12 protein-coding genes are annotated in these 11,596 nt (G+C 67.9%); 4 read left to right on the top strand and 8 right to left on the bottom strand.

The annotated features are described in order from the left end of the window. Positions 1 to 41 precede the first annotated feature (41 nt). From ACKOQ4_RS13945 to ACKOQ4_RS13935, 3 genes are read right to left on the bottom strand one after another with little or no spacing between them, the layout of a single operon-like run. Complete coding sequence (locus ACKOQ4_RS13945; RefSeq protein WP_526292816.1) at positions 42 to 851, bottom strand: alpha/beta fold hydrolase; 810 nt, start codon at positions 849 to 851, stop codon at positions 42 to 44. Next, entirely contained in the window at positions 848 to 2,194 is a 1,347-nt protein-coding gene (locus ACKOQ4_RS13940) for a carotenoid oxygenase family protein (protein WP_526292814.1), read from the bottom strand. Before ACKOQ4_RS13940 ends, ACKOQ4_RS13945 begins: the two co-directional genes overlap by 4 nt. Positions 2,195 to 2,203: 9 nt before the next feature. Then, entirely contained in the window at positions 2,204 to 2,833 is a 630-nt protein-coding gene (locus ACKOQ4_RS13935; RefSeq protein ID WP_526292812.1) for an NAD(P)-dependent oxidoreductase, read from the bottom strand. 129 nt (positions 2,834 to 2,962) lie between these two features. Between ACKOQ4_RS13935 and ACKOQ4_RS13930 the strand changes: the two genes are divergently transcribed. The 3 genes from ACKOQ4_RS13930 to ACKOQ4_RS13920 all read left to right on the top strand — a co-directional run bounded on the left by ACKOQ4_RS13930 (position 2,963) and on the right by ACKOQ4_RS13920 (position 4,934). Continuing rightward, on the top strand, positions 2,963 to 3,595 hold the full coding sequence (locus ACKOQ4_RS13930) for a TetR/AcrR family transcriptional regulator (RefSeq protein WP_526292810.1): 633 nt from the start codon (positions 2,963 to 2,965) through the stop codon (positions 3,593 to 3,595). Between the two features lie 79 nt (positions 3,596 to 3,674). Then, positions 3,675 to 4,472: an MBL fold metallo-hydrolase gene (locus tag ACKOQ4_RS13925; protein WP_526292808.1), complete on the top strand. Its 798-nt coding sequence runs from the start codon at positions 3,675 to 3,677 to the stop codon at positions 4,470 to 4,472. Positions 4,473 to 4,481: 9 nt separating this feature from the next. Then, on the top strand, positions 4,482 to 4,934 hold the full coding sequence (locus ACKOQ4_RS13920) for a hypothetical protein (RefSeq protein ID WP_526292806.1): 453 nt from the start codon (positions 4,482 to 4,484) through the stop codon (positions 4,932 to 4,934). A gap of 88 nt (positions 4,935 to 5,022) precedes the next feature. Here ACKOQ4_RS13920 and ACKOQ4_RS13915 read toward each other — a convergent pair whose 3' ends face one another. Genes ACKOQ4_RS13915 through ACKOQ4_RS13905 form a run of 3 tightly spaced genes read right to left on the bottom strand, consistent with a single transcriptional unit; the run spans position 5,023 to position 8,754 of the window. Continuing rightward, positions 5,023 to 7,971 carry an MMPL/RND family transporter gene (locus tag ACKOQ4_RS13915; RefSeq protein WP_526292804.1) on the bottom strand — a complete coding sequence of 983 codons (2,949 nt, stop codon included), beginning with the start codon at positions 7,969 to 7,971 and terminating at the stop codon, positions 5,023 to 5,025. Positions 7,972 to 7,981: 10 nt separating this feature from the next. Beyond that, positions 7,982 to 8,413: an MmpS family transport accessory protein gene (locus tag ACKOQ4_RS13910; RefSeq protein WP_526292802.1), complete on the bottom strand. Its 432-nt coding sequence runs from the start codon at positions 8,411 to 8,413 to the stop codon at positions 7,982 to 7,984. Further along, positions 8,413 to 8,754 (bottom strand): alpha/beta fold hydrolase, encoded by a 342-nt coding sequence (locus ACKOQ4_RS13905; RefSeq protein WP_526292800.1) that lies wholly within the window; start codon positions 8,752 to 8,754, stop codon positions 8,413 to 8,415. The genes ACKOQ4_RS13910 and ACKOQ4_RS13905 overlap by 1 nt, the downstream gene beginning before the upstream one ends. A gap of 213 nt (positions 8,755 to 8,967) precedes the next feature. Here ACKOQ4_RS13905 and ACKOQ4_RS13900 point away from each other — a divergent pair, with 213 nt between their 5' ends. After that, a complete protein-coding gene (locus ACKOQ4_RS13900) occupies positions 8,968 to 9,618 on the top strand; it encodes a TetR/AcrR family transcriptional regulator (RefSeq protein ID WP_526292798.1) in 651 nt (216 codons plus the stop codon). Here the strand turns inward: ACKOQ4_RS13900 and ACKOQ4_RS13895 are convergent. After that, positions 9,615 to 11,021, bottom strand: a complete 1,407-nt coding sequence (locus ACKOQ4_RS13895; protein WP_526292796.1) for an SCP2 sterol-binding domain-containing protein — start codon at positions 11,019 to 11,021, stop codon at positions 9,615 to 9,617. The genes ACKOQ4_RS13900 and ACKOQ4_RS13895 overlap by 4 nt on opposite strands. Further along, the coding region (locus tag ACKOQ4_RS13890; protein WP_526292794.1) for a cytochrome P450 at positions 11,018 to 11,596 on the bottom strand (579 nt) is incomplete at its 5' end. The genes ACKOQ4_RS13890 and ACKOQ4_RS13895, both read right to left, overlap by 4 nt.

Raw genomic sequence — 11,596 nt, 5'->3', positions numbered from 1 at the left:
GGAGGGTTTCGATGAGGTCCATAGGGGTGATCCTGGCGCGCTCAGCTCCGCGCGGCCAGCGAATCGAGCGCGGCGACAACGGCGTCGGGTGTCTCGATCGGGGCGAGGTGCCCGCAGTCCGGCACGACCTCGATGGTGGCGTCGGGCACCAGACGTGCAAACGGCATCGCCGCGTCGACCGGGTACAGCGCGTCCTGTGCGCCCAACAGGATGGTGGTCGGCACCCGAAGCCGCGGCAGCACGTCCGCCAGGCCTGGGGAACGGGTCAGCACTGTGCGCACGGTGTCTGTCGCCGCCGCGCGGTCGAAGGAGCCTAAGGCCGAGACGAACTCGGCCACCCGTTCCGGGTGCGCCCGCTTGGTGGGTGCTGCGATCATCGACCGGGCGGCGCCCTTGCCGAAGAACGCCGTCGACCCCATCAGTCGGGTGCCGAGGACCAGCATGCGATGCCCGCCGAGGCTGGGCGCCAGCGGGGTGTTCATCATCAGCACCGCGGAGGTGCGCTGCGGGAACTGCACGCCGGTGTGCGCGGCGACCTGGCCGCCCCAGGAGCAGCCGGCCACGATCGCGGTGCCGATTCCCAGTTCGTCGAGCAGATCGACCACCGCCCCGGCATAGCGGTCGGGCTGGACGTCGCCGTCGGGCGGGGTGCTCTGTCCGAAGCCCGGGCCGTCGACGCAGATGCTCCGCCACCGTGGGTCGAGCAGTGCGGTGACGTGACGGTAGAGGCGGTGGTCGCTGAACAGCGACGGCCACAGCACCACCGGTGTGCCGTCGCCCCCACCGTGCCCGCTGTCGGCGACGGCCAGCGTTCCGACGCGGGTGGTGACCCGCCGGTTGAGCGCGATCATCTGCTCACCGCGTGGTCGCTGATCCAGTTGCCGTGGAATCCGAACGGAACCCGCTGGGGCAGGCGGACTCTGGCGACCGGACCGGCGGTGACGTCGAGGGCGTCGAGGATGACGAACTCGCTGCTGTCGGTGGTCGCGTCGTAGACGTAGCTCATCAGCCAGCAGTCGTCCTCGCTGACGGGGTGCTCGCGCGGCACGAAGTCGGTCTCGCCCGACCCGCGCCCGTTCCCGAGGGAGTGCACCGCCACGGTGTCCTTCTCCAGGTCGTGCTTGTAGATGTCGCCGGGTGCGAAGCCGTCGTCCACCCCGACCCCGTAGCCGAACCTGTGCCGGCCGGCCGACACCGACGGAGCGACGCGGGGGAACTCGCACGCGCGGTCGTCGAGTTGCTGCTGGCGGACCGACCGGCGCGCCGGGTCGACGGTCCAGCGGTACAGGCTGGGCAGGCAGTCCCCGGCCGGGCCGAGGATGTCGCGGTCGAACATCCTGTCGTAGCGGCAGATGTCGATGACGACGGTGCCGTCCTCGGCGTCGTAGGCGTTCATCGGGTGGTAGGCGTAGCAGGGGTCCAGTTCGCACCAGATGATGTCGGCGGCGTCGCTGCTGGTTCGCGGCAGCAGGCCGAGGCGCGGGGTGTGGTCGGGGTTCCAGCGGAACGGGAACCGGCCCGCACCGACGAGGTCGATGTCGACGGTCACCGGCAGGTCGTAGACCACCGCGTAGTTCCGGGTCAGTGACATGTCGTGCACCATCACCATTGCCGGCAGCGGGATGTCGACGGTCTTGGACACCCGTCCGTCGGCGCCGACGACCACGTACTTGATGTGGTCGAACCACCGCGCCCAGGCGTGACACATCGCGTGCAGTTCGCCGGTGAGCGGATCGAACTTGGGGTGCGCGGTGAAGGCCCCGGGCAGGGTCCCCGAGAACGTGCCCACCCCTCCGGTGTCGAGTTCGTAGCCCAACTGCACCGGCGGGCCGCCGCCCTCGACGATCGCCAGCGTCTCACCGGCCCAGGCCAGGACGTTGGTGTTGGGTGCGCCGGGTGGATCCTCAGCGGTGGCGCTCTCGCCCAACGCTTCTCGCACCGCGCGGCTGCGCACATAGCGGTTGCGGTACCACTCGGCGCGGCCGCCGCGCAGCCGCACGCCGTGGACCATCCCGGTGCCGGCGAACCAGTGGTGCTGCTCGGGCTTGTCGAATTTCACCGGGTTGGGTCCGTTGCGCAGGTAGCGGCCCTCCAGTTCGGCCGGGATCCGGCCGATGACCTCGAGGTCGAAGGCCGTCACCTCGGTGTCGACCGGGGCGAAGTTGCCCTGCAGATAGATGTTGTCGGTTGTCATCACTTCACCTCAGTTGCTGATGCTCGGCGTCGAATGGACGACGTCGGCGGACGTCGCCTGGTCGAGGAGGAAACGCGCGGCCGAGGCGGCGGTGACCGACAGGCCGATCCCCCGGCCGTCGGGGCTGACCCGCAGCGGCCGCTCGGCACCCTCGGTGATGTTCGGCAGGCGCACCGAGCACCACTCGACCGCGCTCTCGCGCAGGCCGGCCTCCATGCGGTTCTTGTCCTCGATGATGGGGCGCAGCCAGCGCACGAAGAGCGGGATGACGATGCGGTTGGCGAACCAGCTTCCGCTGCCGCCGGCTCCGACGTTGGACATGCACACGATGCGCGGGACGTCGTGCTGTTCCATCGCGGCGAGGGTGGCCAGTACCGAGTCGGAGATCAGCGAGGTCGGCGTGCCGTTCCCCTTGCCGCCGATGCCCAGGCAGTGGATGACGGCGTCGTTGCCGCGAACGCAGCGCTCGACATCGCTCGGCGCCACGGGACTGCCACCGATCACGGTGAGTCGCGGATGGTTCAGCGGCACGCGGCTCGGATCACGAACCAGCGCAGTGACCTCGTGCCCGTCCTCGAGCGCCTGGGAGACCACGAGCCCACCCGTGAGGCCGGTGGCGCCGAAGACGGCGAGCTTCATACCCGCGCCCGCATGTTCACAATGTGAACTTTACCCCTGGTGTTCACACTGTCAACATAAAGATTCCGGCCGCGGTCGGCAGCCGCGGATTGCTGCGGCCAAAGTGGTGTTACAGGGTAGTATACATATATGCCCGATCCCTACCTTGACCGGCGCCTTGCACGACAGGACCGCAACGCCCATATTCGGGCCACCGCGGAGCGCCTGTTCTGCTCGCGCGGGTTCGGCGCCACGGGTGTCGACCGCATCGCAGACGAGTCCGGCATCACCAAAGTCACGCTGTATCGGCACTTCCCCGCCAAGGGCGAGATCGTCCTCGCCGTTCTGGAAGACCTGCACCAGCGGCGGCTGAGAGATCTGACTGAGACCGCGGCCGCGTCTGCCGGCGCTCCACGCGCCCGACTCAAAGCAGTCTTCGATTCGCTGCGCACCTGGCTGGAAGAGACCGGTTATGCCGGCTGCACGTTCGTCCGGGCGACCGTCGAGACCGCCAGAGACATGCCAGCGGTTCCGGAGCTGGCGGCGCGGCACAAGCGATCACAGGCAGAGGTCTTCACCCAGTTGGCGCGAGACAGCGGAGTTGCTGATCCCGACCTGCTCGGGCGGCAACTGGCAGTACTGATCGAGGGGGCGACGACCTTGGCGATGATCGACGGCGACATCACGCATGTCGACGATGCCGAATCAGCGGCCAACGTCTTGTTCGGCCATCGAACGGTGAAAAGGCCCGGCGGCCGATCGGCAAAAGTCACGCGAGATTGATTCCAGCACAGATGATTCGAGGTCCGATATGAGAGTCCATCATCTCAACTGCGGGACGTTGCGCTCATGGGGTGGTCGCTTGGTCGACGGTGAGGCGGGGGTCTTCCGAGTTGCTGAGATGGCGTTGCACTGCCTTCTGGTCGAGACGGACGCCGGGTTGGTTCTGATCGACACCGCGACGGGATTGCGAGGCGTTCATCAGCCGCAGCAGTGGCTGGGAAGAGCCTTCCTGCGGATGTTCCGGCCGGTCGTCGGCGAAGATGACACCGCGGTCCGGCAAGTGGAGGGCATGGGCTTCTCCAGAAACGATGTGCGCCACGTCATACCCACGCATCTCGATCTCGACCACGCTGGTGGGATTGCAGACTTCCCGAACGCGACCGTGCACGTCTTCGGCGCGGAACTCTCAGCGGCGACGAACCGCCTGGGACTGCTGGCGAACTTCCGATTCCGGCCCCAACAATTCGCCCATCATCCGGTCTGGTCAACCTACGAAGACACAGGGGAGACCTGGCTCGGTTTCGAGAACGTTCAGCAGATGGTCGGTCTGCCGCCGGAGATGTTGCTCGTCCCCCTGCACGGCCACACCCCGGGTCACGCCGGAGTGGCGATCAACACCGGTGACGGGTGGCTACTTCACGCCGGAGACGCGTACATGCATCGGGGAGAGGTCGATTCCGACGGCCCGCCATGCCCGATGCTGATCGACGTACACCAATCGGTGATGGCGGCCACGCCCTCCGAACGGAGAGCCAATCGCGACCGGCTACAGGAACTCAACGCGCGGCACAGTGACGTGGCGATCTTCTGTGCGCATAGTGTTACCGAGTTCCGATCACTACGCACCGCGGTACCCGAAGATCGCCAATCGAGTTAGAGGAAGATCATGGATGTCCGCACGATCAAACGCGAAGCACCCACCGGATTCCTCCGGATCGGGTTGTGGGCGGGAGTCGCCTACTTCTGCTGCATGGCGGTGGCGCACTTCTACGGCCTGAAGTATCCGCTGCTCTTCGTGTACTACGACGTCCCGTTCTACGCCTACCAGGACAAGATCATTTCCTTTGCGGTGGTGGCCTACGTCTGCCTGTTCGTGAACGCGGCGTTGAACCGGAGCGCGGTGCCCTTCGCCTTGATTGCATTGGGGGTCACCGTCCTCGGATTGTCGGCCGTCAATGTCTCGGCAGCGCTGGCGGCGGTCCTCGACGGCCGATCCACCGGCGTCTACTGGCTGCAGACGGCGTTGATCGCCGCATACCTCGTCGGGCTGCTCGTGCTCTACGCCGCGGACGGCCGGCGGGCGGCAACGGGATCCCGCACGGCCGGCAGCCCCGAATAATTCGGGCAGCCAGCCGCCATGTCACAGAACCAGCCCGAGACGAACCGGCGCAGCGGCGGATCAGCGCCCACAGCCCGGACTTGGGGAATCAGCGAACAGCATCTTGCCGAGGCGGACCGGCCTCGGCGGGGCCTGTCGCAGCGAGGAGTTCGCGCACGGAGGGCCGGGTGCCGTAGGGCCGCAGCATGGCACTGGCCGGGCGAGGCCGAACCTTCAGCGGCCACCAGAACCACCGCCCCAGCAGTGCGGCGATGGCCGGTGTCATGAACGAGCGCACGATGAGGGTGTCGAAGATCAGGCCGACGCCGATGGTGGTGCCGATCTGGCCGAGGGTCAGCAGGTCCCCGAAGATGAAGCCGCACATGGTGAAGGCGAACACCAGACCGGCGGCGGTCACCACCGACCCGGTGCCGGCCATCGTCCGGATCAGGCCGGTGTTGAGTCCCGCCCCGATCTCCTCCTTGAAGCGGGCGATCACCAGCAGGTTGTAGTCCGATCCGACCGCGAGCAAGATGATGACGGCCAGCGCCAGCGTGATCCAGTACAGCTCGATGCCCAGCAGGTGCTGCCAGATCAGCACCGACAACCCGAAGGACGCGCCCAGCGACAGCACGACCGTGCCCACGATCACCGCCGCGGCCACCAGGCTACGGGTGATGAACATCATGATCAGCAGGATCAGACTGATCGCGGCGACCGCGACGATCAGCAGGTCGTAGTTCGCGATGTCACGGGCGTCCTTGAAGGTCGAGGCGGTGCCGCCGATATAGATGCTCGACCCGGCCAGTGGCGTTCCCTTGAGGGCCTCCTCGGCGGACTGGCGGATCGGGTCGATATGGGAAATGCCCTTCGGTGTGGCCGGATCGGTGTCGTGGGTGATGATCATCCGCGCCGCCTTGCCGTCGGGTGAGAGGAAAAGGGCCAGTCCGCGCCTGAACTCCGCGTTGTCGAACACCTCCGGCGGCAGGTAGAAGGTGCTGTCGTCCTTGGAGTCATCGAACGCCTGCCCCATCGCGTCGGAGTTCTTCAGCGCCTCGGCGGCCTGCTGCAAGAGCCCGGACTGGGTGGCGTGGTTGGACTCGGTCAGCGCCTTGCTGCGCTCCTGGATAGCGATCTGTTCGGGAATCAGCGCCATCTGTTCGGGGATCAGCGCCAGCAGTCGGGGTTGGAGGGCGTTGAGCCGATCGAGGCTCTCGGTGACCGCTGCGAACTGATCGGTGAGTGCGTCCACCCCGTCGAGGGCGTCGAACAGCGAGCGGAACGTCGCGCAGACCGGGATGTCGAAACAGTGCGGCTCCCAATAGAAGTAGTTGCGGATCGGGCGGAGGAAGTCGTCGACGCTCGCGATCTTGTCGCGCAGTTCCTTGATCGTCTCGGTGGTCTCGCGGAAGGCCGTCACCTGCTCGTCGGTGGCTGCGACCGCCTGCTGCTGGAGCGTGTACTGCTGCTCGGTCAGCGCGTACTGCCGCTGCAGCAGCGTGATCGACTTCGAGATCTCGTCAACCTGCTTAAGCAGATCCTGGGCGCGGGCCTGCTGGAACGGAAGGTTGTTGATCTGTGCGGAGGACTGCGCGCTCATCTGGAATCCGAGGGAGGAGTGGTCCAGCGGCGTGCCCAGCGGCCGGGTGATGGACTGCACCATGGCCACCCCCGGGGTGCGGAAGACCTCTCGTGCCACCTTCTCCAGCACGATCATGTTTGCCGGGGTGCGCAGATCCTTGTCGCTTTCGACCATCAGCACCTCGGGGTTGAGCCGCGCCGCTGAGAAGTGCCGCTCGGCGGCCGCGTAACCGACTTTGCCGGGTGCCCAGTCGGGCTGATAGCGGCGGGCGTCGTAATTGGTGGCGTAGCCGGGCAGCGCGAGCAGACCGATCAGTGCCACCGCGACGCTGGCGACCAGAACAGCTCCGGGCCAGCGGACGATGGCGGTGCCGACGCGTCGCCAGCCCCGGGTCCGCATCGCGCGCCGGGGATCGAACAAGCCGAAGTGGCTGCCCATGACGATCACCGCGGGGGTCAGGGTCAACGACGCGACCAGGGTGACCAGCACGCCGATGCCGGCCGGGATGCCCAGGCTCTGGAACCACGGCGTCCGGGTGAACCGTAGACAGCACACAGCGGCGGCCACGGTCAGGCCCGAGCCGATGATGACGTGGGCGGTGCCGCGGTAGGAGATGTAGTAGGCGGCCTGCCGATCTTCACCGGCCTGGCGCGCCTCCTGATAGCGCCCCAGCAGGAAGATCGCGTAGTCCGTGGCGGCTGCGACCACGAGCAGTGTCAGCAGGTTTGTCGCGTAGATCGACAGCGGAATGATGCCGGCGTGACCGAGGAAGGCGACCACTCCGCGGGCCGCGGCCACCTGGACGGCGACCGCCACCAGCGTGAGCGACGCGGTGGCGAAGGACCGGTAGACGACCAGCAGCATCAGCCCGATCACCCCGAAGGTGAGCCCGGTGACTTTGAGGTGGTCCTTCTCGCCGACGGCGAACTCGTCGGCGAACAGCGCAGCCGGGCCACTGACGTAGGCCTTGAGCCCGGGCGGGGACGGCGTGCCGGCCACGATGCCGCGAACGGCCTCGACGGACTCGTTGGCCTGACTTCCGCCCGCGTCCCCGGCGAGGTAGACCTGGATCAGGGCGGCCTTGCCGTCGCTGCTCTGGGAGCCGGCCGCGGTCAGCGGATCACCCCAGAAGTACTGGACGTGCTGCACGTGCTCGGTGTCGGCACGCATCCTCTCGACCAGAGCGTCGCCGAAGCGGTGCGCCTCCTCGCCCAGCGGCTGATCTCCCTCGATCACCAGGGTGACAAGTGCGTCGGTGTCGTATTCCCCGAACACCTGTCCCACCCGCTTGGCCGCGACCAGAGACGGCGCGCCCGGGGCGCTCGCCGACACGTTGTGGACGCGGCCGACCTCTTCCAGCGGCGGGACAAGGGCATTGCTGGCCGCGGCCAGGGCCAGCCAGAAGATCGCGATCGGTATCGCCAACATCCGGATCAGGCGCGGGATGGCCGACGGGGAGCCGTGGCGGGTGCTCATCCGACCCGCCTCACCCGGACTTGTCCAAGCAGAAGACGAAGGCCGAGGCGGCATCCGAGTGACGCTCCACCTTCACAGCGCCGTCGATGGTGATCCGGCAGCCCAGGTTGTCGCCGTCGCCCTGGGCCTGGACGTTGACCAGGACCGCCGGGGTGGTCGTCGAGTCGTCGTAGGACCACGGCAGGGCGGTGGCGTCGACCCGCTGCGGGCGGGCGTTCACGTCCAGGTAGGTGATCGTCGCGGTCGCACCGGGCTCACCGAACACCTCGAGCTGAACCCGTTTGGGGTTGAACGGGACGATCTGGTCGGCGACACCACCGGGGGTTGCGACCTCGGCTACCGATCCGAAGGCCCGCTGCAGCCGGTATACGGCGAAAGCGGCCAGTCCCACGACGATGACGGCGACCAGGACCATCCAGGTCCGCCCGGCAAGCCGGCCCATCACGGCGAGATTCCCGCGGCGGGCCGGCCCGCTGAGTCTCCACGGGCGTGCGGGATCCACCGAGCGAGCGCAGTCCCGATATCGTCTGCGGAATCTTCCTGGGCGACGTGGATTCCACGGATCGTGATCAGCATGCTGCCCGGCTCGCCGATCAGATCAGGCGTAATGCAGCGGCCAAGGTGTGCCACATGCGGGATGACGTCATGGCTGACGATCGACGACGTGGGGTTGCCGTGCGGAAAGACGATCGGATCACCCTGCCCCACTTCGTAGTAGGCCACCGTCAGGGCGAGAACTTCCGTTCTCCGCTTGGAAGCGACGAAGTCGGAGATGGCGGTCATCGGACAGCCTTCCGAAACCGAACGGACGTCATCCGGGAAGAGCAGTTGCCGATGGTGTGGATGTGGGCCGCTCCATGTTCACATCGTGAACTTTACTCGCCGTGTTCACACTGTCAACATGCGGATGTTCGGTCGTTACCTGCGTCTGCCGCGATATGCCGGGTGCTGACGGAGATCCCCCGGGGCTTTACTCTGGTTGTTCACATTGTCAACATGGAGACCATGACGGCGGCCAAGAACACCTACCACCACGGGGATCTGCGCAACGCCCTGGTGCTCACCGCCGTGCGCCTGATCGAGACCGACGGACTCGGCGAGTTCAGTCTGCGGGCCACCGCCCGTGAGGTCGGGGTCTCGCCCAACGCCGCCTACCGGCACTTCAGCGACAAGTCCGACCTGCTGACCGCCGTCGCTCGGCATGGCTTCGCCCAGCTGGGCCAGCGGATGCGGCGGGCGATGAGCGCCACCCGGGCCGGCCGGAACCCGGCGGAGTTGGCGGTCAACCGGTTCAAGGCCACCGGCCGGGCCTACGTCGAGTTCGCCCTGGCCCGCCCCGAGCTGTTCGAGGTGATGTTCGGCCGCGCGGATTCGCATGCGCCGGTTGACCCGGGCGACGACGAATCCGGCACGTATGCGCTGCTGGGCGGGGCCCTCGACGACCTGGTCGACCACGGTGTGCTGCGCGCGGCCGCCCGACCGGGCGCAGAACTCAAGGCCTGGGTCACCGTGCACGGCTTCGCCCGGCTGTGCCTGGACGGAGCCCTGCATCTGCCGCCGGGTTCGACGCGGGCCGGGGCGCTGGAGTCCCTGCTCGACTTCGCCGTCGCGGGGATCTGCGGCGCGTCCCCTCAGGAAGGCACCTAAACCGGAAAGCAGCGCTGGAACGTCTTGAGATGACGGACCGGGCCCTTGATCCGGACCTTTCCGGTGAGCACCGCCCAGACCGGGTTCTTCTCACCGCGGGTTATGGCCAGCCAGGTGTCGGCGTCGGCATCGACCGACAGATCGGGTTCGCCGGACCGGCCGGACTCGATCTGCAGCGTCCCGCGGTCGATGACATAGGTGGCCTGCAGGGAACTGCTGCCGCGGAAGGCGAAGTGCACGCGCAGGTTCACGTCCTTGGCGGCCTTGGCGGCGAACACCAGGGGCGAACCGGCCACGAACGCCTCCACAGTCGCGGGGGACAGACCGTTGGTGATGTGCCGGATCTGCTTGTGCGGGAAGCGGGCCCGAACGTGCGCCTCGGCGTCGCTGCCGGCCACCACGTAGACCGGTTCGGTCTTGCCGGTCAGCGGTGTGACGACCTCGTCGACGTGCCGCCGGCGATCGGCGAGGTAGGTGCCGATCACGTCGTCCCCGGCCGGGCACACCGACATGCAGTAGGCGGCTTTGTAGTTCGCGCCGAACGACAGGCTCTGCCAGACACTCGCGGTCTCGGAGACCGGAACCTTCCGCTGGTACTCCGAACGCCCGGCGCTGTCGGCGACTTGACCCACCCAGTCGGCGAAGCCGCCGAGGAACTCGCGGTAGTTGTGCGTGGTGCAGGCGGCGAAGTCGAAGCCGCCGTCGGTCTTGACCGCGCCGACCGGACAGGCCGCCACGCAGAGCTTGCAGCCCAGGCACGGGTTCCAGTCGATGGGCTGAGCCTGCTCGTCGTCGGCGACGGCGGCGTCGGTGAGAACCACCCCGATGAGGATGAAGTTGCCGAACCGTGGGTGGATGACGTTGCGGTGGATGCCCATCTGGCCCAGACCCGCGGCCACCGCGATGGGTTTCATCGAGATCGTCCAGATCTTGCCGGGGAACCGGTCGACCTCCATGGGGAACCCGCCGGGCGGGCAGACCGCGCGGTGCCCCCGCGTCTCCAGTTCCCGGGTGATGCGCCGCGCCACCTCGTTGGTCTCGTCGATGCTGTGGTGGAACTCGCCGTTGGCCACCGAGCGGGCCGGCGCGCGGACGTTGCCGCGGTTCATCTTGACCACGAACGCGATCGCGGTGCGCGCACCCGGCAGCAGCTCCTCGATGTCGGCCCGCTGGGCGGCCATGTCGTCGCGGTCGACGGCCACCAGCCCGACATCGTCGGCACCCGAACGCAGGGCCAGGGACCGGAGCTCCTCGGCTCCCACGGGAAGCGACTGCGGCCGTGCGGCCCGGTCCTGGTACGCCGTCAGGGTCAGCTTCACCGGCGTCGGCCGGTGCTGAGGCTGTTTGGTCCCGTCGAAGATCGGCAGCCGCGGCAGGGCGCCGTCGGGGTGATCGTCGGTCACGGGCGCACCCTGTGTGCGAGGGCCCAGACCGGACCGGCGGCAACGGCGGTGAAGGGCGTGGCGACCGGGAAATCGTCTGCGGTCGAGCTTATTTCGGTGCCACGGACGATCGTGGCCAGAGCCAGGGTGGCTTCCAGCATGGCGAAGTGATCGCCGATGCAGGAGCGCGGGCCGCCGCCGAAGGGCAGGTACTGCCACCGGTCGCGGCCGGCGGAGTTCTGCGGGCTGAACCGCTCGGGGTCGAAGTCCGTCGGCCGGTCCCAGAGGGCCGGGTCGCGGTGCAGGGCGCTGATCCCGACCACCAACTCGGTGCCGGCCCGCACCCGGTAGCCGTCGACGTCGGCGTCGCCGGTGGCGGTACGGGTGACCACGGGTGCCGGCGGGCACAGCCGCAGTGCCTCGTGCAGCACCATGACGGTGTAACCCAGGCGGGGGACGTCGGCGGGGGTCAGCGGGCGCTCGCCGAGGCTTGTGGCTTCCGCGCGCACCCGGTCCTGGATATGGCGATGGCGCCCGAGCGCCCACAGGGCGTAGGCCAGGGTGGTCGAGGTGGTGTCGTGTCCGGCGAGCATGAA

It is taken from the genome of Mycobacterium sp. (assembly GCF_046095365.1).
Lineage (GTDB): Bacteria > Actinomycetota > Actinomycetes > Mycobacteriales > Mycobacteriaceae > Mycobacterium.
Note: the sequence above shows the minus strand (reverse complement) of the source record. Positions and strands in the feature narration are given on the sequence as shown.